Annotated in this window: 18 protein-coding genes; 5 read left to right on the top strand and 13 right to left on the bottom strand. The window is 43.8% G+C overall.

Annotation, left to right across the window (positions count from 1 at the left end; translation table 11 throughout):
* Nucleotides 1–106: 106 nt before the first annotated feature.
* The 8 genes from LAQ65_RS00195 to LAQ65_RS00230 all read right to left on the bottom strand — a co-directional run bounded on the left by LAQ65_RS00195 (nt 107) and on the right by LAQ65_RS00230 (nt 9255).
* Complete coding sequence (locus LAQ65_RS00195) at nt 107–2263, bottom strand: family 20 glycosylhydrolase (RefSeq protein ID WP_224114905.1); 2157 nt, start codon at nt 2261–2263, stop codon at nt 107–109.
* Between the two features lie 93 nt (nt 2264–2356).
* The gene (locus LAQ65_RS00200; RefSeq protein ID WP_224114906.1) at nt 2357–2758 is read right to left on the bottom strand and encodes a DUF1648 domain-containing protein; all 402 of its coding nucleotides are present in this window, start codon (nt 2756–2758) and stop codon (nt 2357–2359) included.
* A 100-nt stretch (nt 2759–2858) separates the two neighbouring features.
* The gene (locus LAQ65_RS00205) at nt 2859–3266 is read right to left on the bottom strand and encodes a hypothetical protein (RefSeq protein ID WP_224114907.1); all 408 of its coding nucleotides are present in this window, start codon (nt 3264–3266) and stop codon (nt 2859–2861) included.
* Between the two features lie 20 nt (nt 3267–3286).
* Complete coding sequence (locus tag LAQ65_RS00210; RefSeq protein WP_224114908.1) at nt 3287–3865, bottom strand: TMEM175 family protein; 579 nt, start codon at nt 3863–3865, stop codon at nt 3287–3289.
* An 85-nt stretch (nt 3866–3950) separates the two neighbouring features.
* Nucleotides 3951–5732 carry an adenylate/guanylate cyclase domain-containing protein gene (locus LAQ65_RS00215; protein ID WP_224114909.1) on the bottom strand — a complete coding sequence of 594 codons (1782 nt, stop codon included), beginning with the start codon at nt 5730–5732 and terminating at the stop codon, nt 3951–3953.
* A 10-nt stretch (nt 5733–5742) separates the two neighbouring features.
* Nucleotides 5743–6117: a hypothetical protein gene (locus LAQ65_RS00220; protein WP_224114910.1), complete on the bottom strand. Its 375-nt coding sequence runs from the start codon at nt 6115–6117 to the stop codon at nt 5743–5745.
* A 104-nt stretch (nt 6118–6221) separates the two neighbouring features.
* Nucleotides 6222–7037 (bottom strand): 3-keto-disaccharide hydrolase, encoded by an 816-nt coding sequence (locus LAQ65_RS00225; RefSeq protein ID WP_224114911.1) that lies wholly within the window; start codon nt 7035–7037, stop codon nt 6222–6224.
* A 19-nt stretch (nt 7038–7056) separates the two neighbouring features.
* Nucleotides 7057–9255 carry a glycosyl hydrolase family 95 catalytic domain-containing protein gene (locus LAQ65_RS00230; RefSeq protein WP_224114912.1) on the bottom strand — a complete coding sequence of 733 codons (2199 nt, stop codon included), beginning with the start codon at nt 9253–9255 and terminating at the stop codon, nt 7057–7059.
* A gap of 315 nt (nt 9256–9570) precedes the next feature.
* Between LAQ65_RS00230 and LAQ65_RS00235 the strand changes: the two genes are divergently transcribed.
* Genes LAQ65_RS00235 through LAQ65_RS00255 form a run of 5 tightly spaced genes read left to right on the top strand, consistent with a single transcriptional unit; the run spans nt 9571 to nt 18484 of the window.
* Entirely contained in the window at nt 9571–12660 is a 3090-nt protein-coding gene (locus LAQ65_RS00235; protein WP_224114913.1) for a SusC/RagA family TonB-linked outer membrane protein, read from the top strand.
* A gap of 29 nt (nt 12661–12689) precedes the next feature.
* Nucleotides 12690–14366 carry a RagB/SusD family nutrient uptake outer membrane protein gene (locus tag LAQ65_RS00240; RefSeq protein WP_224114914.1) on the top strand — a complete coding sequence of 559 codons (1677 nt, stop codon included), beginning with the start codon at nt 12690–12692 and terminating at the stop codon, nt 14364–14366.
* Between the two features lie 31 nt (nt 14367–14397).
* On the top strand, nt 14398–15828 hold the full coding sequence (locus LAQ65_RS00245) for a trehalase family glycosidase (protein WP_224114915.1): 1431 nt from the start codon (nt 14398–14400) through the stop codon (nt 15826–15828).
* A gap of 11 nt (nt 15829–15839) precedes the next feature.
* Nucleotides 15840–16850: a GntR family transcriptional regulator gene (locus LAQ65_RS00250; RefSeq protein ID WP_224114916.1), complete on the top strand. Its 1011-nt coding sequence runs from the start codon at nt 15840–15842 to the stop codon at nt 16848–16850.
* A gap of 35 nt (nt 16851–16885) precedes the next feature.
* Nucleotides 16886–18484 (top strand): solute:sodium symporter family transporter, encoded by a 1599-nt coding sequence (locus tag LAQ65_RS00255; protein WP_224114917.1) that lies wholly within the window; start codon nt 16886–16888, stop codon nt 18482–18484.
* Nucleotides 18485–18513: 29 nt separating this feature from the next.
* Here LAQ65_RS00255 and LAQ65_RS00260 read toward each other — a convergent pair whose 3' ends face one another.
* The 5 genes from LAQ65_RS00260 to LAQ65_RS00280 form a co-directional block, all read right to left on the bottom strand.
* Complete coding sequence (locus tag LAQ65_RS00260) at nt 18514–19077, bottom strand: PhnA domain-containing protein (RefSeq protein ID WP_224114918.1); 564 nt, start codon at nt 19075–19077, stop codon at nt 18514–18516.
* Between the two features lie 92 nt (nt 19078–19169).
* Nucleotides 19170–20714 (bottom strand): long-chain-fatty-acid--CoA ligase, encoded by a 1545-nt coding sequence (locus LAQ65_RS00265; protein ID WP_224114919.1) that lies wholly within the window; start codon nt 20712–20714, stop codon nt 19170–19172.
* 30 nt (nt 20715–20744) lie between these two features.
* On the bottom strand, nt 20745–21182 hold the full coding sequence (locus LAQ65_RS00270; protein ID WP_224114920.1) for a hypothetical protein: 438 nt from the start codon (nt 21180–21182) through the stop codon (nt 20745–20747).
* 6 nt (nt 21183–21188) lie between these two features.
* Entirely contained in the window at nt 21189–22004 is an 816-nt protein-coding gene (locus LAQ65_RS00275; protein WP_224114921.1) for a polysaccharide deacetylase family protein, read from the bottom strand.
* A 20-nt stretch (nt 22005–22024) separates the two neighbouring features.
* Entirely contained in the window at nt 22025–25048 is a 3024-nt protein-coding gene (locus LAQ65_RS00280; protein ID WP_224114922.1) for a PVC-type heme-binding CxxCH protein, read from the bottom strand.
* Between the last annotated feature and the right edge of the window lie 10 nt (nt 25049–25058).

Here is a 25058-nt window from a genome sequence, read left to right on the forward strand (position 1 = left end):
TTGCTTTTTCATATTACAGGTCATTAGGTTCACAAATTAACCTAACAACTGCAAAAAAATGCTGACAGTGCTCACCCAATAATATGCTTCTGGTTAGTCCACTTTCTTATGACCTGAAGTATAAAACGGCTGCTGCACTAATAAGTTTTTCACCAGTTCTGTGTAACCAGCGGGTGATACCATTTTTATTGAGTAATTCAAGTTCCTTATCTATTTGAACCTGCAGTTTTTTTATGGATTCCATACTTTGGTCCAGCCCGCTTTTTTTGTTACGGTTCATCCATAAGCGTTCATGTTCCTGCAGAATAGCAGGACAAAGCAGTTTCATTTCTGTCAATATGATTTTATTAATTGAATCAGCCTGCTGAAGGTGATAATTATTGTATTGCTTAAGTCTTGCTCCCAACTTAACCATTCGAAGACCATTTTTATATTCATCCAGAACCAGGTTACTTTCAGGCGTTTGCAGGTGCGTTACTAAAAGTTGTTGCTCAAGCGTATCAACAAAATTCAGTATCGCACTGGCGTTATATACTTTCGGGTTCTTAAACCCTTTAAGGTAAAATTGTTTATAATCCACATCAGTAATAAATTCAAAAATTCCTTTTTGCATTTTCCTGCTGATAGCATCCATCATGGTTTTATCCATAAATCCGAACAAATATGACATACCTGTTGTAGTCATCGCCAGCATCGGATATTCTTCAAACTGGTTGTAACGGCCTGCCTCTAATACTAGGTTACCCATCCTGCCTGTAGTATCCTTAAAAACAGCTTTGCTTAAATAGTCGCCTAATGCTACCTGGTTCTTACTTTCAAAATTCCAGCTGAGTGCAGCAGCGTAGGCCAGACCCGCATAACTTACCGTTAAATATTGCAAATGGGGCGTATTACCCCAATCGGTCATCAACATACCGGTTGCCCCATATTTTATTCCATTGCCTACTGCATTTTCCACATTACCCATCATATCGTTGGTACGGCCTGTAAAGGAGGTCCATGTATTGGTACCCGGGCATACCATGTATTTAAATCCGGCTTTTTGATTCCTGGCGCAGTATTTATTAAAGGGGTGTACCGCTTCATAACCCCATTCCAGCAAGGTTATATTTTTAGGTATCTCAGGGATGATCTCAGGGTTATTGGTCAATACATCGCCCCACATCATCATTGTTTTGCCCTTGCTATTCACATAACTGTTGAGTTGCTTAACATAATTCAGGTACATTTTGCCCACTTCCTGAGGGCTGGCGGGATGTTCTTTGCTTTTGCCTAATTCAAAAGGCTCATCGAGATTAACATTAAACTGCGTGGAAGTGAAATTGGGAAGCAGGTCCTCACTCATTTTTTTAACCAGTTCCAGGCTCTTTGGATTGGTAGGGGATAGCGTTGATTTTGTTTCAATCAGGCCCAGTAATTTATAGCCCTCGGGACATTCTGCTAAACTTCTATATTCCTCTTTTGCCAGCCAGGCATCCATATGACCAAGTGAATTTTGGTTAGGAACAAGTTCTATAAAACGGTCTCTGCAATAGGCATCCAATTGCCTGATTTCCTCCGGAGTCAATGGTGTTTCTGTTTTCTCCCATAAATTTTTAAAGGAAGGATAAGCAAAAGGAAAACCTTCGATGTATAACTGCAGCTGGTTGTACTTTAAGTCAGACAGGAAATCAACTATACTGTACAATGTTTGCAGGGTTGGTATTTTTCCGCGGCTGATGTCCAGTAAGGCACCTCTTACCTGCAGGTCTGGTTTGTCTTTTATTTCTACGCAAGGCAATTGGTTATTGGATTGTTTAGCTAACTGCTTCAAAGTGGTAAGGGCGTAAAACAACCCTTCCTGGCTATTGTATTCAATTTTTATTTGTCCGGGTTGGACAGAAAGGTAATAGGCCTGCGTTTCAAGTGCTTTATTTTTAATAAATTTTATCGAACCTGAAGTGTTGGCTTCAGCATTTGTGTTCAAATGGTTCATACAGATTTTCCTGATTATTTCCACATCTTCAGCCGGAGCATTAAAACGAATGATGGCAGGAAATGTGAAATGCTTATCAGTCCATTCCACGCTTTGTGGTACAGGCAATAAAATCGGTTTATCCGATTTGTAAGAAGTGTTAAGGGTTACTTTTGACACTGTTTTGGGAGGCAATGGTGTTTCCGTATAAATGGATTGGTAGAAGAGGAGCAGGCCGATGGCGGAAAGTAATAACAAGGCAAGTATACTAAGTGCTATAATTTTTAATACTTTAAGCAGTCGTTTCATCTTGTTGGGAATAATTAGTTAATTATGGCGGGAGCCGTATTGTGCTAAAATATATTTATAAAAGATTTCCAGTATTGGTATTTGTCAGGCCAGTCAACCAATTGTTGTCATATAGGTTAACAGGATTAATAAAGAAAAAATAATTAAAACAGCTAATTTCAAAAACCTCAGCATCCTTGTAGCGGTACTATAATGTTTTTGTGCATTGTCCACAGTAATTTTTGTCATGTAATTAAAAATGTGTGGATACTTGTTCAGTTGTGTTAAACCCAAATAAAATAGTGTTCCAAGAAAAGGCAGCAATAAGAGCGTTGCTTTGCTTCCGAAATTGTCTGCTTTTCCGGAAGCATTAAAATGTATTGGAATTGTTTCTGGAAGTTTTACATATGTAAAAAGTGTCAAAGCCCACAATACAACAAGGAGGACTTTGCTTGTCAACTCTAAAATATTGTCGAGGTTAGATAGGTTAAGTTTTATTTTGGGTCTGTTTTCCATATTTTAAACGGGTGAATGCCAGGTGTTTTATTTAATTGTTCTTTTGAAGCTTTGCTACACGTATGACAATCAACGTAAGAATGCGGATCTGATGAAACTGCTAAACAGTAGGTGGTGGCGGAGTGCCACCAGGGGAATGGCTTTTTAGAAGGTTCGTGACACACCAGGCCGCCATAGCACCATGAAGCCCAACCGTTGGCCAAAGGCCAATACCTGACAGTCCAAGGTTTATTCCACCATACGCAAGTACTACGATGATGCCTGCATTGTAAAGTGCTACTGCGCTGACTAAGCCTCTCACAGTGTGGCCCTGGCCATCATTGCGTACAAGCCAGCAGACGGCTGCCAGGGCGAAAATCGCTACTCCTGCTGCACGCGCAACAGTCAACGCAACAGGTGTATCGGTTGGTGTACCTAGCAGGATTGTTGCCATGGGCGATGGAAATGCAATTAGCGCAAGGCCTGTACCAGCTTCAATTGCCGCTGTCGTAGTAAGAAGGTGTTTCATGTCTTATCGGTTATGATATCCTATTGGTTTTTTAGCGAATTTTCAATTCGCCTGTCAGGGATAAACCATAATGCTGCAACAATTATATAAATAATAATGCCAATTATGGGTTGAACGAATGACATAACAACTCCTGTAGCATACAGAAGCATAGAGACTTTCGTTTTAGTATCTTTTTTGTAGGCCCTTCCAATTTTTGAATTTTCACCCTCTTCAATAATTATGATCCTTGCCAGTATATACCACGCTATGCTTGCCATCAATAAAATGAATCCATATAAAGCAACAGGGATGGTCGAAAAATGATTTTCGCCCATCCAGCCTGTGGTAAAGGGGAATAAGGAAAGCCAAAAAAGTAAATGCAAATTGGCCCATAAAATTTTGCCGTTAACATTGCCGACTGCCTGCCACAAGTGATGGTGGTTATTCCAATATATAGCTACATAAATAAAGCTAAGCAAGTAGGTCATAAATTTTGGCAGGATAGGCACCAGGTCCTTTAGGGTATTGCCAAGCGGAACTTTTATTTCCAATATCATAATGGTTATTATAATTGCCAATACCCCATCACTAAAGGCTTCTGTGCGACTTGTTTTCATGTATTACCCGTTAAGTTCTCTGCTAAGCCTGTTTATTTTGCCAGGAAGTTTATTGTCCATCAATTGAAATTCTGTATTTATTTCATTATAACAAAAAGTACATTTTCAACAGCCCGCGGTTCTTTACTTCAATTTCCCCCCGGTATTCGCAGGGGAATTCATCCTTTATTTCCCGCCAGGTGGTTTCGGAAAGATTGATCCTTCCCGGTTTTGACATCGATTCCATGCGGGATGCAATATTTACTGTATCTCCCCAGATGTCGTACTGCCATTTCTTTATCCCGACAATACCCGCCACAACAGGTCCCGTGTGTATACCAATCCTGGTTTCAAAATGGCTTATACCATCCCGTGCATTAAGCTCATTACTGACCAGTCCGATCATTTCCTTTGCTGCCATGATTATATTCCTTGCATGGGCTTTATTTGCTGTCGGGAGGCCACATGCACACATGTAAGAATCACCAATGGTTTTAATTTTCTCCAGGCCATATTTAGTGGTGATTTCATCAAATCCTTTGAAGTAGAAATCAATACTCCTTACCAATTGTTCCGGTTCTACGTTTTCTGCCAATCTTGAAAACTGTACAAAGTCGGTAAACAATACAGTAACCTGGGCAAATTTGACTGCATCCACTTTCCCCTTTACCTTTAATTCCCTGGCAATCTCCCCTGGTAAGATATTAAGTAATAGTCCCTCTGACCTTTTCTTCTCTTTGGATATAGTCCTGTAATACCAATATAAAGTAACCAGTATTACAATAACCAACACAAGAATGACGAAAAGGGAAATAACCACTAACCGTTGGTTCTGTTTTTGCTGGTTCAGGAGGTTCACTTCCACCTGCTTTTTCGCTACTTCATAATCAGTGCGCAGGTCAGCCATTTTCTGCACCGATTTAATATTATTAATGCTGTCGCGGTAGGCAATATAGCCCTTGTAATATTTATAGGATTCCCCAAGGTTCCCTGCTTTTTCATACAGTTCCGAAAGCTTGAGGTTGGCATTACTGATCTGTTCCTTCAGGCCATATTGTTGTGCAAGCTGCAGGCTTCTTTTGGCATAGTCGAGGGCTGTGGCTTCATCCCCTTTTTGAAAGTAGATATCAGACATGGAGATAAGATAAACACAGATCGGATAATAATCCTCTAACCCTTCCAGTATATGGATCGCTTCACTGATGTTTGTTTCGGCAAGGTTTTTTTTTCCGGTATTTGCATAAACCATGCCGATATTGCCCAAACTATAGGCCTTTCCAATTAAGTAATTAACCTTATCAAAAATGGATGTTGATTCCCTGAAATAGGAAAGAGCAGAGTCATAGACCTTATTGGTAAGGAATTCATCACCGGCATTTAAAATAGCAGATGCCAGGTTAACTGAGTCTTTGGCCTGTCGCAGTGTAGAGATCGCTTTATGGTAATAAAGCATCGCATTCCTGTGGTTGTTGGAGATAGTATAAACATCTGCAATTGCACTATAAGCAGTTCCTTCCCCCTTTAAATAATTTGCTTTCGCGGCGGCTTCGCTACTCTTAAAATAAGCATCTAAAGCTTCATCCAGGTTGCCCAGTAATCTTTCTTTATTTCCCTTTTGCAAATAGCCGCTATGCAGGTATAAATTGTTGCCGTTTATTGATGCCAGGCTGATTAGCTCCTCTGCATACTTTAAGGCAAGGTTGAGGTCTTTTATTTCATTAAAAGACAAATCCCTGAGTAAGGCCAGCTTTGCAGTATCCTTAAGTGTGTCTTGCTGGTAAATAATGGCCAGGCTATCCGCCACTTTCTGGTCCTGACCGGAAACCGCGGTGATAGTAAGGATAAGAAAGCCGATCAGGAAATAATAAGCTTTCTTTATAAGGGGCATTGTATACAGGTTATGATTTCATTTGAATCTTTGGGTCATCCCAATACGTATTAGTGTCGCCAGGCACTGTAAAACCGATCATATAATTTTGAAACTTGCCTTTGCCGGGAGAAGGAGATTTTACAAACCCTGTCCACACTCCGTTCACCAATGTTGGGTCCCCGGTGAGTACCTCGATGGAGTCTTTATACTTTGGAATAGCCGGGTCAGATTTTTTGATACCTGTAATTGCGGTTAATCCGCTATCGGTATCTAAAACCCATGTTATTTCATTTCCAGGATCCGCATCGGTTGTAAGATTATTATTTCCGGGATTGTGCCCCTGGCTATCACGAAGTTTCAGGTTGAAGGATTGCCCATTTCGACTTACATAAATTGTTGGCATAGTATAAGGTTGTAAGTGAATAAATCAGGGTACGCAACTTCCTGTATTGAATTTACCGATATAATTGCACAGTACCAATTTTCCGGAAAATGGATTCAGCTGTACTATTTGGATATTAACTGCAAGTCAACGCGCCTGAAATATATTTCAGCACCTTCTGATTGGATTTGGATGCGACCCTTGTCTGGCCTTACCTCATAAGCATGGTTCACCAGGACACCATTGAGGTAAATGGATATCTCGCCACCATTTGCAAGGCATTCCAATGTATTCCACTCACCTAAGGGGTTTTCGGCATCTTTTTCCCCGCGGAAGTTTTTGGTGTCCTTCCAATTGGGATCGCGGCCATACCAATTGATCCGGTCCTTATGTATTGTCGCTGGAATTCCGCCTGGTTCAAATACATAAGAATCCTCTTGTTTTTCCTTAGCCACAGGGCAGGTAATACTGAACTTTTCTGTCCCATCACCAACTACAATAAAATCCCCGGTGCCACCTTCTATAATCTGGCATTCAATAGAGCGCATCCATATTCCTTCAGACCCGCCGTCTTCCCCAATTGAGTGAAGTAATATTCCACAATCACGAGCATTGTCCACCCGTGGGGTAAATGTCTTTTCCCCCCATTTGAATTCAACAATAAGACGATAATTCTCAAATTCCTTTTTTGTCGTAATGCATCCCCATTCTTCACCTGAGACACGGATCATCCCATTACTTACTGTAAAAACCTTTTTCGGGTCATTGTCCCGCCCTCTTTTTTGAAGGAATGGGTACCAGCCCTTAAGGTTTCGTCCGTTAAATAGGCGGACCGTCTTATGCACTGTTGGTTCATCAGCATTTAATGGTTTATTTGATGGCTGGGAGAATACCTGTAGTGAGATAAACAGAGCTAGTGATAAGTATAAAAATGGTTTCATTGGAAAAATATGTTGAACATTATTGATTTTCAATTATTGGATTAAGTGCGGTGGTTTCGCCGGCGGATGTCCTGAATGAAATCCTTGACCCTCCAACTACCGTTTCTTTTACACCATTCCTTATAAGCTGCACTTTTCTACCGGGCCAGGGATTGACAATACTGCACGGCCTTCCTTTTTCACTGAAAATGCTGACGCCGGATACTTTCCCATTTATATGCCGTGCGGATACAAGGAAAGCGCCCCAAGCCCTGATGTTTTTGAAAGCCGCATTTTTACCTGTAGGAAAATTGCCAAACAGCCTAATCACATTCCCTGCGCTCATGCAGGCCATTTCATTCAGTGCATTGGTAACGGTACAACTGTTTTCAATACCATGTGGATTGTCCAGCTGGAACCCGTTTGAGTATGTATGCAATGCATACCTGTGTAATTCATCAAGTATTTTAACAGGATCATAACCAACACGAATAGCTGCTACAAAAAAACTGCTGCTGGTATTATTATCCTGCCATCGCTGCATTTCATCAATGGTATTGCGGGCTATTACCAAATCCCTCTCCTTACTGTCAGGTGTGATGGCATTGGCTGGATATATATGCTGGATACCCAGACCGTTGTCGTCCCACCAATCAACCCCTTCCTCGGTATAGCGGAAAACTTCCCTGCCATTACGCACCTGGACCGGTAAATCGCTCAGCTTTAAAAGGAAGTCTTTCCATTTTTCCTGCCTGTCTTTATCTTTGCCCAGAGCATTACTTAAATCGATAATCAGTTCAAAAGCATTCCTGATCAGTCCGAGTGACAAGATAGGATTCTTGTCCATACCAGACCCTTCGTGGATTGCATCGCCATAAATAACATACCTGCCATTCTCATACTTCAGGTAATCCTCCCAGAAATCAACAACGCCCAGTGCATAAGGGTAAATCCTTTTTCCATATTCCGGATCATAAGTGCATCGCCAGTACTGGGCCATATTTATAAGTCCGTAGGCAGCATTGGAACGCTGGCCGTAAAACAGTCCCTCTTCTTCAATATCTCCGGGCTTCTGGTAGCCACCGACTGCAAAATTCCTTGTGGGCTCGATACCTAAGGGTCCGATACCTACCGGTAAAAGTATACCCCTGGTTTTTGTCGCATGTTCTGCATACCACCTGCCCCTGTCAAGGAATGCAAGCAGGGGGGCATCATGCGGCAGCGCTTGCTCGAGCCTGTTAGAAGATTGCAGCGCATAAAAGGGAGCCTCGAAATTGTAATTCAGGTGGTAATCCCCGTTCCATGCAGGCGTATCCGTAGTTGTCCACCCGAATAAGCCTGGCGGGAATCGGGGATCGCGGCTGCAGGCTGCCATGGTATAAAGTCCCTGGTACCAGGCTTTCATGAGCACAGAGTCGTCTATAAACATGGAGGATTTCTTCCAGTACCCGGCCCACCATTTATTATGGGCTTGTTCCATTTTTATTACCGATTCCGGACTGGTCTTTCCTAAACGGTTAAGGACATGCGCCAATGGGTCTTTTTGGTTGAATTTACTACCAGTACATATTGCCAATACCATTTTTTTGCCAGGCCGCAATGATATTTCGGGTCCGGTGCCTGATAATATCTTTAAGCCCACTGCCACTTCGGACACAATATCAACACTGTCAGTAAAGGCACGAGTAAGCCATTGGATTTTGTCCTTTGTCCCGGTTTTCATCTCAGCCTGGTTGTTTTCGGGAGCTGTTAATCTGATACTGAGTTTTATCTCCTTTCTTACTGAGGATAATTCAATAAAAACCATGTCCTCAGTTGCTGAAACCCATGACCTGGCGACCAGTTCCTGATTATTTCCTGTTGACAGGCGGCATGTTGTAATGCCGTTTTGTAAGAGCTGTTCGGCTGAAAAACCTTCAGCCTTGGAGCCAATAATATTGATATTGAGCCAGGCTGCCACACGCGGACCGGATAGGTTGTCGGCCTGGGAACGGAGCCGCCAGAAATCATTCCTGGAAAGGTAATAACGAAGGCAATGATCATTATAGCCAACACTCATGGTCATGCGCCCGTTTCCCATCAGTGGTGCATCAATTGAAGCATTATCAGGGATATGTGCAGGAGGAGTGGTCCAGGTATTTTTAAAGGATCCGGGCTGAGCTATGGCTGGGGAGGAAACCATAGCAGAAACAAACAAAAACCAAAATGATAATGAGGCTGCCAGCGCGTACTTTTTCATGATTGTATTCTTGGGTAGTAATTTTTCTGTTTAAAGATATGTCCCGGGAACTAACCCGTCATCATTAATCCTGTCAGGGCAATTTTTTTACAGGGGAATGCCCATTTTTCTTCCCCTTAAAAAATATTTTTTGTATCAGATAATTTATATATTTACACTAGAACAGACTAGACCAGAATAATAGTCATTCGCCAACCAAAATGATTGCCATGCAAACTATTTTCGCTCGCGTCCCAGGCGACACCAGCTGACCAGCTGCACCATACCTGCATTTATCCCTTTCTACGATCACCATCATTTAATCAAAACAAAAGTATGAGAAAGTGTTCCTTGAGGGCAGCGCTATGCCTGCACCTCCGGTTATCTGCATGCCCGATACTGGCATCTGCACTATTCCAGGCAGCCATATTACTTCCGTCTGCCACCAATGCCCAGCAGCAAAAACAACAACTTACGGGCATTATCAGAAACGACAAGGGAGAACCGGTGCCCGGCGCTTCCATAATCGAAAAGAAACAACTAAATGGTACTACTTCCGGGGAAGATGGCCGGTTCTCCATCTCTGTTAATAACAGCAATCCAACCCTTGTTATCAGCCATGCAGGCTTCGTGCCAGTTGAGCTAAAGGCCGGCAATAACAAGTCGTTGGAAATTGTGATAACCCCCGATGGAAAGTCTATGAACGAGGTAGTGGTAGTTGGTTACGGCACCCAGAAAAAAGGTAGTGTAACCGGCGCAGTTGCTACAGTTAAAGGTGCTGACCTCACACAAAGTCCATCCGTGAATGTTGCTAATGCCATTGCCGGCCGCGTACCGGGTGTGATTGCCAATAACAGGTCGGGCAGGCCCGGCGAAGACGGATCTACCATCCTCATCAGGGGACTGAATTCTTTCGGCGGGGGCACCAGTCCGCTGTTCGTAGTGGATGGAATTCCTGACCGCGACTTCTCCCGAATCAATCCGGCCGATATTGAAAATATCACCGTGCTGAAAGATGCCTCTGCCGCTATCTATGGCGTTCGCTCTGCAAATGGTGTGATTCTGGTAACTACTAAAAGGGGAAAGACGGGCAAACCAACTATTGAATATGACGGTTCCTATGGTGTGCAGCAATTGACACGACTACCCCAGATCGTGAATGCCTGGCAGTACATGACCTACTACAACGAGATTAACCCCAATACTTATGCGCAATCTGAAATTGATAAATACAAAGCAGGCAATGACCCAAACTACACCAGTACAGAATGGATAAATGAAGTGTTCCGCAAAAACGCACCGCAAACATCCCATTCCCTATCGGTACGGGGTGGTTCAGATAATGTGAAATACTTTTTCTCCGGCCAGTTCCTGGCCCAGGGTAGTAATTTCAATAACAGCATCGAAAACTATAAGCAATTCAATATCCGCTCCAATATTGATGCGCGTATTTCAAAAAACCTGAAAGTAAACCTCGACATCGCAGCCCGGTCCGAATTGCGCGAATACCCTACGTATGGGGTGAACAGCATCCTTCATGAAACGCGTTCGATCTATCCTTTCATCCCGGTACACTGGCCAAATGGCTCATTGAGTGCAGGTGTGTCCAATGGCAGGAACCCGGTTATATTAACAACGGGCGATCCGGGCTATAATGATATAGGTAGTTATATCCTGACACCAACCGCTGGCTTCGACTGGCAGTTGCCCTTCATTACCAAAGGATTGTCAGTTAGCGGCTATGGTGCATTTGATATCAATTTCAGGAACCAGAAAATCTTCACTAAACCATGGGACGCATACTCCTATAACAAAACAACTGATACTTACGCTAACCAGTATTCGTCCACTGCAATTACCAGCGTAACGCAGGACAACCGCTACACGAATGCGCAAACCCTTTTCTTTAAAATTGGTTACGACAGGCAGTTTGGTTTACACGGTGTGCAGGCGTTTGTTGGCTATGAACAAAATTCCTCCAACTATACGCAGACTTATGCCTACCGTAAAAACTTACTGAGCAGCCAGGTCGACCAGATCTTTACCGGTAGTTCAGAAGGCCAGATCGGAACCGGGTCAGCAGCGCAGGATGGCCGCCTCAGCTACCTGGGAAGGGTAGCCTACAACTACGATAACAAGTACCTCGCAGAATTTACATTCCGGCAGAATGGTTCCTTTAATTTCCCTTCGGGCCAGCGATGGGGATTCTTCCCAGCTGTTTCAGCAGGCTGGCGTGTTTCTGAAGAAAAGTTTTTCAAGGAGAATATCCATTTCATCGACCAGCTAAAGTTGCGGGCTTCATGGGGACTGATGGGTAATGATGCTGTTGCCCAGTACCTTTTCCTCACCCGGTACCAGATTGTTAACAACATGAACTATAACACGTATTTCGGTAGCGATTATGCTTTGGCAACAACCCTGCAATTATCCAGCACGCCGAACCCCAATATTACCTGGGAAACACAGGATACCCGGAATATTGGCATTGACCTGTCACTCCTGAAGAATAAACTTAATATCAGCGCAGACTTCTTCCAGTACCTGAGAAAAGATATACTTGCCCAACGGAGTGCATCGATCCCCTTATATACCGGTATGGCACTGCCACCAGAAAATATTGGCAAATCACAGAACAGGGGAGTTGATTTCTCTGCCTTGTATACCGACCGCGTCGGGGAATTCACCTATTCTATTGGAGCAAACCTGACCTACGCAAAAAGCAAAGTGATCTTCCGCGATGAAGCGGCCAATGTTCCGGAATGGCAAAAATCAGAAGGATACCCGATCGATTCCTGGCTTGTATATACCACCAATGGTATTTACCACGACCAAAAGGAAATTGAAGAATCCGTTCACCTGCCTGGTGTAAAACCCGGAGACCTTTGGATCATTGATGTTGATAATAACGGAACCATCACCAGCAATGATATGGTCCGCAAATATGAGTCAGCGACACCTAAGATGGTTTACGGCCTTACACTTGGCGGTTCCTATAAAGGATTTGGTTTTAACCTGTTGTTTTCCGGACAGGCAATGGCCAGGCAAATGATTTTGTCGCAGATGCAGGGATCACTTATCGCACCACCGGAGTGGATGTATGATGGCCGCTGGACAGCGGATCATCCCGAAGCCAGTTTGCCCAGGGCATTCAATTCAAATAGTCAGTATAACAGCATATATGCAGACTACTGGTTGAAGTCTGCCGCCTTCCTTCGTTTGAAGACGCTGGAAATTTCCTATTCGTTCCCAAGAGAAACTTTCTCAAAGTTGGGTATTGGCAGCTTCCGTATATATGCGAGTGGCTTTAACCTCTTCTCAATTGACGACATGAAGCAATACGGGATAGATCCGGAAACAAACAATATAACCGGGGTAAACTATCCACAGTCAAAGATATTTCGGTTCGGCGTGAACGTTAGTTTTTAATTCATCCCACCATCATTAATACAGATCATATGAAATATAAAATATTCATAGCAACAAGTATAGCGCTATCCGCCTTATTCGGCACCGGATGTACCAAAGTACTCGACAAAGCGCCATTAGATTCCTATACCGACCAGTCGGTCTGGTCTGACCTTACACTGACAGAAGCATTCGCTGATAATATTTACAACCTGTTGCCAACAAGTACTTACGATTGGGGGAATTCCATCAACCGCAGCTATATACTATCCTGCGCATCAGATGAGGGCTTCAACAAATTTGATTATGCGGGCGTGAGAAGTGTAATTACCAAAGGCATCCTTTCCCCGGATAATGCGGGCGACTTTGATATCTGGGCAAAGAACTATTACCACATCCAGAATGCCAACCTCTTGTTGTCAAAAATAGATGGGGTGCCCGGTGATGAATCAACCCGCAACAGGATCAAAGGGGAAGTGACTTTCCTGAGGGCCTATGCTTACTACCAGCTGGTTAGTGATTACGGTGGTGTTCCCCTGGTGAAAACACCATTTGACCTGAATTCAGATTTCACTGTGCCGAGGAGCAGCTATGAAGAATGTGTGAAGTTCATAGTTGATGAACTGGACCTGGCTGCACAATTATTGCCGGCAAGCAATAACAGTTCCAATATTGGCAAGGTGACATCTGCATTGGCCATGGCGATCAAGTCGAGGGTATTGCTGTATGCCGCAAGTGCGCAGTGGAATCCAACTAACGACCGGGCCAAATGGGAAGCAGCATCGGCTGCTGCAAAAGCGGTAATAGACCTTGGCCAGTTTGCCTTGTATACCGGCAATTACGCAGATATATTTACCACCTTCAATGAAGAACTGATCGGTGTAAAACTATCGGGAAAACAATATAACTGGAACGCTTTCGATGGAGTGGAAATGATGTCATATCCAAGTGGCTTCCACGGATGGGCTGCGTTTGCCCCAACGCAGAACCTGGTGGATGCCTTTGGTATGGCAGATGGCAAGTCCATCGCAGATGCAGGATCAGGCTATAATCCGCAGAAGCCCTATACCAACAGGGATCCGCGCTTCTATGCTGATATTGTATATGATGGCCGTCCACTTGGAAACCCGGCCTATGTTGATTACCGGGTGAGCAGTACGAATCCAACAGGCACCCAGGCAGAATTCTATGAGGGCGGATTGGATTCACCACAGGGATTGGATACCTGGAACAACAGTGAAACAAGGTATACCTTCAGGAAATACATGGATACCACCTACGATTTCAATGCAACAACGCAAACCAATAAATTCTGGATATTATCGAGGCTGGGAGAGATCTACCTGAACTACGCGGAGGCCGAGTTCCACCTCGGTCGCGAAGACAATGCCAGGAAGTACCTGGACCTCATCAGGCAAAGGGCAGGAATTGCAAATCCCCTTACAGAAAGCGGGGCGGCACTTGAAAAAAGGATCCAGAATGAAAGGGAGGTAGAGCTTTGTTTTGAAGGACACCGGTACTATGATGTACGCAGGTGGAAGATCGCAGAAGCCACGCAGAATGTAGATATCGGCCAGGTGATTATCAACAGGGCGGCTGATGGAACCAAAACTTATACCTACCAGACACTGGAACAGCGGATTTTCCAACCGGCCAATTACCTGTTGCCGATCCCTAAAACAGAAATTAACCGGACAAGCCTGCAACAAAATCCCGGATATAATTAAATTGGGCCAGCAGTTGTAAAATCATCCACACATGAGATTTATTTATTGTTTATTGTTTCAACTATTCTTAAATGCGGCGATGGGACAATCATCAACCATTGCCTTCAGTTCAACAGATACAAGCCTTCAAAACGCCTTCCGGGAAGCAAGGAAGATGGCCTTATCGTACCGGGGAAACCCGGCAGACCCTGTGGGTCCCTGGTATGAAGCGGCCTTGCCTTCCCGGAATGCGTTCTGTATGAGGGATGTATCACACCAATGTATAGCCGCAGAGATACTTTCAATGCCGGAAGAAAACAAAAACATGTTCACCCATTTTGTTTCCAATATTTCGGATAGTAAGGACTGGTGTTCTTATTGGGAAATGAATATCAAGGGCCTTCCGGCACCGGAAGACTATCGCAATGATACTGCCTTCTGGTATAACCTGAATGGGAACTTCGACCTGGTTTATGCTAGCTGGCGGCTTTTTCTATGGACAGGCGACAGTACTTATATTTTCAACCCGGCTTTCGAAAAGTTCCGGAATATTTCATCTTCTGAGTTTATTGAAAGGTGGATACTGCAGGCAGATTCCCTGGTGAACCGGCCACCCTACCCCAATACGCCCCTTCATTTTAATTTGGAAGATTATTTCCATCGTTGCCGTGGACTCCCTTCTTATTCGGAGGGCGTGGAGGACCTGCGCATTGGTGTAGACCTGATTGCGGCACTTTACCAGGGAATGCTGACCTGTTCCTCAATTGAAATCATGAAAGGCAATAATAAAGCGGCTGCCCAATACAGTGAAAAGGCCGAAGCTTACCGGAAGCACCTTGATAAATACTGGTGGGACCCATCAGCCGGTTTGTATAATACCCATATCACCAATAATGGCGTTTATGGTAAAGGGGAAGGGGAGACCTACCTGCTTTGGTTCAATGCATTGACCGATACTGCAAGGATAAGGCAAACCCTCAATCACCTTGCCGGTAACAAATGGAATGTTGAGAACCTTTCCTATCATCCTGCCATATTGTACAAGTATGGCTATTGGGAAAAAGCCTATGAAGACATCCTGTACCTGGCCAATCCCGCTACCCCAAGAAGGGATTACCCGGAAGTTTCCTATGGTGTGATAGACGGTATTGTGCAGGGCCTTATGGGTGTTGAAGCAGATGCCCGTTATAACACCATCAAAACGATTTACAGGAGCAGTAATGGCCACAGCGCCACACTTCAACAATTGCCGGTATTACAAACGAGGGTAACCATTATCCATGAGGCAGTTAAGAGTTCCTTCAAAAATGAAGGCAACAAAAACATCGTCTGGCGGGCGGCTTTCAACGGACGGCATAAATTCATTTATGTTGGAGGGCGGAAGTCAAGGGCAAAACAGCAGCAGGAAAAAATGGGTAATATTGTATCTTATATAGATTTGATGGTAGCGCCACAACAGCAAGTGACAGCAGCATTGAAATAATACAACATAAAATGGCCACTGTTTTCCAGAAGATAAAAGAACTAGAAAAAATATCCTCCTTTTCAAAACATGATAGCCTTGTACAGGGTATCATCAATGCAATTGATGATACGGTCATCAGCAAAAATGACACGCTGCCATCGGTGAATACCATGATCAGGGAACTGCATTATTCCAGGGAAACCGTTATGAAAGGATACCGCGAACTGGTTAGCAGGGGAATAATTGAATCGAAGAACCGGCTTGGTTATTTTGTATCCGGCGGGAATACGCTGCAGATGCTGAAAGTGGCGCTGGTGATGTATAATCTCGACACTTTTGAAGAACAATTCTACCGGAATTTCAGGGATACACTGGGTAAGGAAGTTGATGTGCAGATATTTTTTCACCATGGGAATATCGACATCTTTGAAACCATCTTGCAGCGGATCAAAGGACATTTTGGGATATATGTAATTGCACCAATCCCCCATCCCAGGTCCAAAGAACTGCTGGAAACTGTGCCTGGTAATAAACTCCTGATGTTCGACCGGTATGAACCGATTTCCGGTGAGTTCAGCCATATCACCCAGGAATTCGAAGCATCATCCTTCAAAGTATTCAGTGAGCTGGCAGATAACATCAAAAAGTTTGGGGAGATTGTTTTCATTCATTCACCCGATTCCCTGGACCCCAAAGAAATTGTGACTGCGTTTAAGAGGTTTCTTAAGAAGTATAAGATTAAAGGAAGCATTATTCCGGAGTTTGTCCCTGGATCCGTTAGAAAAGGCACTGTGTATTTCACCCTGGATAACTTTATCATGTGGGAGATACTGAAAGAGTGTGTTGCGAAAAAACTCAAGCCGGGAAAAGATGTCGGTATCCTTTCACATAATGACGAGCCTGCGAAAAATTTTGTTGGCATAACAACCTATTCTGCAGATTTCGGTGAAATGGGAAGGCTGGCAGCAAATGCTATTCTCCATAAAGAAAAGGTACAACTGACCGTTCCTATGAACCTGTTCCGGAGAAAGACACTTTGATTTCCGCCTGCAATGGATAAGCCCTATTTTAGGATATGAATTCGATTGTCTTGCTGACCTTTCTTGCCGTAACGGGAGCAATTGCCTTTGTGTCGTGGATCAAGAGCCGGAAGGAGAAGTTGAATACTATTACTGCATTATTTTTTGCCAACAGGAAGCTTGGCTTTTTAGCTGTGGGCTTTGGGCTCTTGTTTGCGAATATCAATACTGCCATGTTCATCGGTGAAAACGAGCTCGCCTATACGAACAATATGAGTGTCATGGCCTGGGGCCTGACCTCTGTTTTCGCCATGCTGCTGGTAGCTGAATTCATCATGCCGATTTACCTGCGGCATGGTATCTCCACAACACCGGAATACCTGGGGATACGATACGACCACCAGACAAAAACTATTGTTACGGTCATATTCCTGGCCAACTACCTGGTGAATTTCTTACCGGCAGTATTGTACAGCGGGGCTGTGGCCCTGAACGGTATATTCGGCATTTCGGAAAATTTCAAATTAGGTTACTGGACAACCATCTGGATACTCGTCTGGTGCCTGGGTATTGTTGGTGTGCTTTATTCATTGTTAGGCGGTCAAAAAGCTATAACTATTTCGGATACCCTACTGGGTTTTGCCATGTTTACAGCAGGACTACTGCTACCTTACTTCGGCCTGAAAGAATTGGGAGAAGGCGATTGGATCGCAGGATTACAAAAGATACTATCTACAAATACAGGACACCTGAACAGTATCGGCCGCGCAGGTGATGCGGTTCCATTCAGCACCATCTTCACCGGTATGTTTTTAGTGAATCTTTACTATTGGGGCACTGAACAGTATATCGTACAGCAGGTATTAGGATCCAGGGACCTTGCCAGTTGCCAGAAAGGGATTGCCCTGGCCTGCGGTGGTAAAATACTCTGCGTGTTACTTGTCAATATCCCGGGCATCATTGCTGTCCACTTGTATAAAGACCTGCCGAATAGTTCAGAAGTCTTTCCAACTTTTCTGAGTGGTGTCGCTCCGCCAGTCTACACCGGATTAATGGCAGCATTACTATTCGGTGCAGCATTTACTTCATTCAATGCAGGACTAAGCGGGTCAAGTACTTTGTTTATATTGAATATATACAAGCCATGGGCGGAAAAAAGGAATCCGGGGGTAACTGAAAAGACGCTTGTCCGGACAGCAAAAAGGTTTGAGATGTTCATCTGCCTGTCAGCGATGATCGTAGCACCCTTCCTGCTTTTTGCCAGCCAGGGATTTTACCAGCATGTGCAGAAAATATCCGCACTCTTTACCGTACCCATCTTTACTATCCTGGCTGCAGGTTTGTTGACCCGCAGGGTTCCTGCCCTGGCAGCCAAGACAGGGCTCTTCTTTTTCATCTTTTGTTATGGTATATCGCAATTCATAGTTGACCTGGAAATGCATTTTTTGCATGTGATCGCCATACTTTTTATCGCAACATTTTTCCTCATGCTGGCCATTGGGAAATGGAAACCAATGACGGTACCTTATGAACCCAAACGGACAGGTTCATTGAATATGTCGCCGTGGAAAAACAGGCACCTGGTATCTGTTGTACTGCTAACCGTTGTTGTAGTTTTATATGTAATTTTTTCGCCGTTGGTGTTGGTGAAATGATAAGCTAATGCTGTGGTATACTGTTTCGACTATGATTTCTTTACATATTTTGTAAGGATCACAATCGTCTGGTCGTTGATTTTTCCCTCTATCTGTTCAGTATTATCGGGAACCAATCGTATTTTCCTTACAATGGTACCTTTTGCTGCTGAGAAGCTGGTGCCTTTTACATTCAGTCCCTGTGTCAGCACAACAGTATCGCCATTGGCCAATTCATTTCCATTGCTGTCGAGGTGGAGGGCCTGGGTTTGGTATGCACTCATTGCCCAATTTACAACCGCTTCATCAAGATCTACGGAGTTGATAATTTCATTGGCCCATTCCTGGTCCTTATATGCATATAAAATGCGGTAACTTAAAGCCTGAACAGCGGGCTCAGTATTCCAAATGCTGCCAGCCAGGCACTGCCAATGCTGGCCCTGGTCTTTTGCATCGAGGGCAGCCAGGCAGGTATTACATAAGGCCACTTCATTTTCTATGGTATCATGATTTTTTGGGCTCACTGCATATGCCGTAGTCGCTTCTTCTGTGGTACACAATTCACACTTCCCTTCGCAACGTTCATTTAATTTGCTGGTTATCCTGCTATTCATGCTTGCCTGTTTTAAGGCCGCAAAGATAGTTATGTTTTAATTTACTGGATTCAAAAAAGCAAAAGGCATTTTGCTCATGGGTAATTACCACTTCATTTTCGCAATTCTTTTTTCAGGATTTTGCCTGTGGCACTCATGGGCAAGGCAGCTAAGAACTCAATATACCGGGGATATTTGTAAGCGGCTACTTTGTCTTTTGTCCAGGTGATCAAATCAATTTCGGAAATGTTTTCACCTTCTTTTAAAACAACAAAAGCTTTTACTTCTTCTCCCAGTTCATGGTGTGGAATACCGACTACAGCCACTAAGGAAACCGCTTGGTGTTTGATGATCACTTCTTCTATTTCCCGCGGATATACTTTATAGCCACCCCTGTTGATCATGTCTTTTGTGCGGTCCACTATAAAGTAAAATCCATCTTCATCTTTAATCGCAATATCACCAGAGTGAAGCCATCCATTTTGTAAGGCCTTTTCTGTTTCTGCTGGTTTTTTATAATACCCTTTCATTACGTTATGACCCCTGTACAGCAATTCGCCTTTTTCTCCAACAGGTACTTCATTACCTTCCTGGTCTACTAATTTCACATCAACACCCCAGACAGGCGTACCAACAGAACCAGGCTTCCGCCCAATAGCCGGTTGGTTAAAAGTTACCGCCGGCGAGCCTTCAGACATACCATAGCCTTCAAAAATGGGTACATTAAAGCGTGCCTCAAAATCTTCGATCACTTGTACTGGCAATGACGCACCACCTGAAATGCATGATTTTAAGTTTGCAGCAATTTTGGTATAATCAAACTTCGGGTTTTTGTAATTCAGCAAACCCCAGTACATAGTGGGTACACCGGCAAATATTGTCACCTTGTGTTTTTGCATCAGGTCAAAAGCAGCTTCAGCATCGAAACGCGGCAGCAAAATATTTGAGCAACCTTTATAGATGCCTGCATTCATTAAAGCCGTCATACCAAAAATATGGAACAGGGGTAAAACAATTAGTGTTACATCAGTTTGGGTAGTAGCCATCAGGTCGCAGAAAAAAATGGCATTTAAGAGTAAGTTTGTGTGTGTGAGTTCAGCCCCTTTTGGCCGGCCTGTAGTACCTGAGGTATAAATAATCACGCAGGTATCCTCTGCTTTACCCTGGTAAATATCAAATTCAGTTGGTTGTCCCGCGATAAGACTGCCCAAAGTTGCTGCACCACCAATAGAAGCTGGCATGGCAGCATCTGACATTATAAGGAAGAAATTCGTACAGGTTTCAACTGCCAGGAAAGCCGCATACCCCATTTCACCTATGGCAATTTCAGGGGTGCCGGTATAGCAGAAATAAGCTTTTGCATCGCTATCCTGCAAATGGTATTCAATTTCATCTTTCTTCAATAAAACACTCAGGGGAACTACTACCGCCCCTGCTTTAAGAATGCCAAAATATATGATCGGGAATTGGGGAAGGTTTAAACAACTCAGTGCCACCTTATCGCCTGGCTGGATACCTATTTCCACCAAGCCATTGGCTACCATATTAGCTACACCATTGATTTCGGCATAGGTAAGGCAGTTGTCCCTGAAGGTAAATGCAGGCTTTCCTGGATACCGCCTGGCGCTATCTTCAAGTATGGTGGAAAGGTTGAGCATGGACTAAGGAATTTGGTTGTAATAACATACTTATTCCATTCCAATGTTATAAGTTGCTGCTAAGTTTTCCCGGTTAAATATCAATATGATTATCCCAACGCAATCAACTTTATGACCATTTTGTATCGCATAATTCCAGTTGGGCATTGAGTCAATTATTAAATTCAGCTTGTCTTTGTCTAATTTGAAATTAGAATTGTTTTCAATCCATTCACAGGCTGTTTTCCCTGTAGTATCAATTAAGACACTTATTTTAATTTCCCCTTCAGTTTTTGGAATTTGATTTTGTAATTTCTCTGCAAAATATTTTTGAAGGGCTAAGCTGTCTGTTCCAAATGTGGGCGGATGTTCACACTTTGTAAATGTTTTATCAAAAGTATTCTGGTGGTAATAAGTTTTATTTTGTCCAAACGTTATAGTTGAAAATAGTATTGACAAAATCATTGCCAGTAATGCAACAGGTTTCATAAAGAATTATTTTCCATTTTTTATGTACTTCGCAACGGTTCCCATCGGGGCGATCCAGATGCCGTTAGCCGGATCCTTTGCATACTCACAAAGTTTTCTTAACATGGAAAGCCGGGTTGTCTGCTCACCTGATTCGCCCATTTCATGTCCGGCAAGCACCAGCCAGAGCCCTTTTTCACTCGCATCCTTGATTAATGGCAGGATCTCGTCAAAGTTTTTTCCATCCATTTCCATTCCGGTTAATTGGGCGAAATTACCGTAGAGTGGATCATTAGGGGCTTCATCCTTCCAACCCCTGCCCAGTATAAACATATCAGCAACAAGGGGTACATAACTTTTTGTATGCGTTCCACTGCCTACAAATTTCTGTCCGCATGGATATGCAAAAACTTCAGCTTTTACACTTAGCAATGCTTCAATTTGTTTGTTACATTCCTGTAAATTGGCGCGCATTTTCTTCAGCGTATAATCTTCCAGGGCATTATCGCGGGACCAGGAAAAGTTGCCTGTGCAAGGGTGGGTGAGGGAATGGTTCCCGATCTCGTGTCCACTTGCGACTGCTTTTTTCCAGCCTTCCAATTGCTTTTCTACAGATGAAGGGACAACAAAAAATGTGGCCTTAACGCCATAGGCATCAAGCAGGGTAGTGCCAACAATTACCTGGCTCTCGCGGGCATCATCAAAACTTAAACTAATGGCGACTTTTTTTCCCTCTGGCCAGCTGAATGGAGAAGCGGATTTTTGTGCAAAGGTTAGCTGGTTCAACAACATAATACCTGCCAATGGCAGCAAAACACGGAAGTTTTTAAATAGTCTTTTCATTGCCTGATTAAGTTAATGAATTATCTGTTCTGCTTTAAAAAAGCAAGTAAATCAGCCATTTGCTGTTGGTTGACCTGTTTTTCCAGTCCGGATGTCATAGCCGACATATTCAATGCCCTTAATGATTTGATATCGGTCCGGTTGATCATTCTTTCTTCAGCGATGGCATTTTTCAGTTTTATTGCAGTTGCTGTTTCGCTGGCAATGATGCCCTGGAATGTTTCCCCATTGGTTTGTACGACTTCCCATAAATCAAATCCGCTCGATATGGATAAGTTAGGTGCCAGGATATTGGCCATTATAGCATCCACTGACCAATTATGAACAGTGCCCAGATCTGGTCCGAAACTAATTCCCATTTCGCCCCTGACCTGGTGGCAGGTGGCGCAGTTTTTCTGAAATACGGTTTTCCCTTTAGCAATATCCCCATTCATAGTAAGCGACTGTTGGTATGCTTTATTAACCTTTTCGGCTTCTGCTTCGGTTTTAGTTAACAGGAGCCTGGCCTTTTCACGAAGTTTTAAATTCGACTGTGCCATCAGTTGTACACTTCTTTGCCAGCCTACACTTGCGGGCTGAACGATGCCCGCTTCAATAGCATTTAACAGCATAGCTACCCGCCTGTCATCTTCCAAAAAAGTATTCATGGCAGCATCCTGTATTTCCGGCGTCAGGTTATTCCACTGGGTTAAGAGGTAATGGGTAGCAATAGTATCCGGGATGTTACTAAGTGTATACACAGCAGCTACCTGGATGGATGAGCGTTCAAAGGGTGCAATTAACTTTTTTAGCTGGTCGGCATATGGAGCCGGGTTTCCAAGCGCCAAAAACCTGATACATTCCACCCTTTTATCTTCGGGTTGATGCTCATCAACAACAATTGCCATGGCTTTTTTTATGGCTTCATTTTTTGAAGCTACATTGGGCATGCCCATTACTTTCAGGAGGTCCAGGCAAGCCTTTCGTGTGTCCGCAGAAGGATGATCAAAAAATGTTTTCACCAATATATCCTGTTCACCAGTAAAAGCAGCGGGAGTTTTTTGCGATTGAAGTCCCTGTGCCAATCCGGCCAGTAAAGGTGCGGGCCAATCGCCATCCTGAACATTCACGGCCTTTTTAATCAGTCGGTGAATAACAGCTGCGTTTCCGCTTCCACCGATTATAGCACTGATACGATGCACCAATGAAATATAAGCAGGCATCCCTTTATGGAAACTATCCAATACTATATTTAACAGCGATTCGGTATTGGCGGTAGCACCCGATAATGCAGCCAGTTGCACCCATTCATCATTGATGTCTTTAAATAATAGTTTATTCCTGGCCGTTAGCGCTTCGGGGCTATTTACAGATCCAAGCGTGCAAAGCAATTGGAACTTTACTTTGGCATCCGTGTCATCCTGCAGGGAAAAAAGAGCTTTGGATAAACCAGGCGCAGCATCCAAATGAAGTTCAGCCAGTTTGATGGCGTTTTCCCTTACACCAGGCTGGTTATCTTTTAATGCCCCTTCAATTATTTGGGGTGTCAGTGCGTCAATACCTTCAAGGGTCCAGAGTGCATGTAACCGGCCCAATGGCGCTTTGGGATTTTGCGCCATTTGTTCAAGTGCATGCAATACAGATTTATCTTTCCTGTCGACCAATAAGCGCTGGGCATTTAAACGCCACCATATATTCGGATTAGCTAGTTGCGCTACAAGTTGTTCGCTTGTTGCATCGCCCAACTTCAGGCCTTTGGTCCAATCTGCCGCTTTTGTACCTGTAGGCGTTATGCGATAAATGCGACCCATGTCATGACCGTTATACAATTTGCCTGATTTGACTACATCTTCGCCCATCCATTCAGGATGCTCGATGATCTCACGGTAGTAGTCTACTACATAGAGAGCGCCATCTGGACCGATATACATATTAACCGGACGAAACCATGCATCAGTGGAAGCCAGGAATTCTTTATGCGGATGAATGCGACTGGCTATAAAGCTGGCGCCTTTTTCGGTTAATCTATCTACGTGGACCAGGTTACTCACCGGTTCTGCCACAAAAGACGCATTGTTGAAAGGCGCGGGGAAAGCGCCTCCCAGGTAAGCCGTTAATCCGCATGCTGAAGTAATCACCCCAATGTCTGTCAGCAATTGGTGTTCCGGATTTTTAGTGATTGGGAACACTTCTGCAGCATTCCCGTGGTCAGACAACGATTCGGTGGCATCAGTGACAACCAGGTAAGGATTGCGTTTCAGGTAAGTTGCCGGCATAACTTCCTGGATAATATGGTTAGCGTTAGTTACAAGAAGATGATGCCCCCATTGATCAAATGTATGCCCAAACTGCGTAATGCTGGAGGTGGTTTCCAGCAGGTGTTGATCGGGACGAAAACGAACGGAACGGCCACTCGCGTTTTTATCAAGGCGTGGACCATTGGGCTGGGCGGGATAATAAATTTCGGTACCCTCGTCGCCAAATTCTTTCTGGTAGGTTTGTGTGGCAACAGCACCCTCATGGCCAAGGTAAATCCAGTTGTCCATTCCCAGTACAGGGCTGTTGAGGTTGTGTTGGGGATTCGATAAGGCAAAACCCGTAAGCAGGGTATCTTTTATATCTGCTTTACCATCATTATTAGTGTCTTCAAAATACAACACGTTAGGAGCGTCAGTAATAATTACGCCCTTTTTCCAGCGCATGATACTGTTGGGCAAGGTCAGTCCATCGGCAAAAACTGTGCTCTTATCAAGTTGGCCGTCACCGTTAGTGTCGTATAATAGTTTGATTACACCAGAACCAGTTTTGTCCAAAGGGTATCCATGCATTTCAACCACATAGAGCCGGCCGTATTCATCGATCTCCATATCAACAGGGTCGGAGATCAGTGGTTCCGCCGCTAGTAACTCGATCTTAAATCCCGGTTCGAGTTCAAAAGATGAAAGGGCATCTTCTGGTCTTAATCCTTGGTTATTGGCTACAGGCTTATCATGACGATTGTGGCAACCTGCCATTAAAAGGATAGTTAATAGCAGGTACAACTGCTTTTTGAATATTATGCCCATCTAATATATT

It is taken from the genome of Flavihumibacter profundi, from assembly GCF_020076305.1.
Taxonomy (GTDB): domain Bacteria; phylum Bacteroidota; class Bacteroidia; order Chitinophagales; family Chitinophagaceae; genus Flavihumibacter; species Flavihumibacter profundi.

Coding starts and splice junctions, on each gene's coding strand:
- LAQ65_RS00270 (WP_224114920.1), bottom strand. CDS start 21,182: ATGAAACCTGTTGCATTACTGGCAATGATTTTGTCAATACTATTTTCA.
- LAQ65_RS00245 (WP_224114915.1), top strand. CDS start 14,398: ATGAGATTTATTTATTGTTTATTGTTTCAACTATTCTTAAATGCGGCG.
- LAQ65_RS00280 (WP_224114922.1), bottom strand. CDS start 25,048: ATGGGCATAATATTCAAAAAGCAGTTGTACCTGCTATTAACTATCCTT.
- LAQ65_RS00210 (WP_224114908.1), bottom strand. CDS start 3,865: ATGAAAACAAGTCGCACAGAAGCCTTTAGTGATGGGGTATTGGCAATT.
- LAQ65_RS00195 (WP_224114905.1), bottom strand. CDS start 2,263: ATGAAACGACTGCTTAAAGTATTAAAAATTATAGCACTTAGTATACTT.
- LAQ65_RS00215 (WP_224114909.1), bottom strand. CDS start 5,732: ATGCCCCTTATAAAGAAAGCTTATTATTTCCTGATCGGCTTTCTTATC.
- LAQ65_RS00265 (WP_224114919.1), bottom strand. CDS start 20,714: ATGCTCAACCTTTCCACCATACTTGAAGATAGCGCCAGGCGGTATCCA.
- LAQ65_RS00255 (WP_224114917.1), top strand. CDS start 16,886: ATGAATTCGATTGTCTTGCTGACCTTTCTTGCCGTAACGGGAGCAATT.
- LAQ65_RS00235 (WP_224114913.1), top strand. CDS start 9,571: ATGAGAAAGTGTTCCTTGAGGGCAGCGCTATGCCTGCACCTCCGGTTA.
- LAQ65_RS00205 (WP_224114907.1), bottom strand. CDS start 3,266: ATGAAACACCTTCTTACTACGACAGCGGCAATTGAAGCTGGTACAGGC.
- LAQ65_RS00240 (WP_224114914.1), top strand. CDS start 12,690: ATGAAATATAAAATATTCATAGCAACAAGTATAGCGCTATCCGCCTTA.
- LAQ65_RS00275 (WP_224114921.1), bottom strand. CDS start 22,004: ATGAAAAGACTATTTAAAAACTTCCGTGTTTTGCTGCCATTGGCAGGT.
- LAQ65_RS00250 (WP_224114916.1), top strand. CDS start 15,840: ATGGCCACTGTTTTCCAGAAGATAAAAGAACTAGAAAAAATATCCTCC.
- LAQ65_RS00220 (WP_224114910.1), bottom strand. CDS start 6,117: ATGCCAACAATTTATGTAAGTCGAAATGGGCAATCCTTCAACCTGAAA.
- LAQ65_RS00260 (WP_224114918.1), bottom strand. CDS start 19,077: ATGAATAGCAGGATAACCAGCAAATTAAATGAACGTTGCGAAGGGAAG.
- LAQ65_RS00225 (WP_224114911.1), bottom strand. CDS start 7,037: ATGAAACCATTTTTATACTTATCACTAGCTCTGTTTATCTCACTACAG.
- LAQ65_RS00230 (WP_224114912.1), bottom strand. CDS start 9,255: ATGAAAAAGTACGCGCTGGCAGCCTCATTATCATTTTGGTTTTTGTTT.
- LAQ65_RS00200 (WP_224114906.1), bottom strand. CDS start 2,758: ATGGAAAACAGACCCAAAATAAAACTTAACCTATCTAACCTCGACAAT.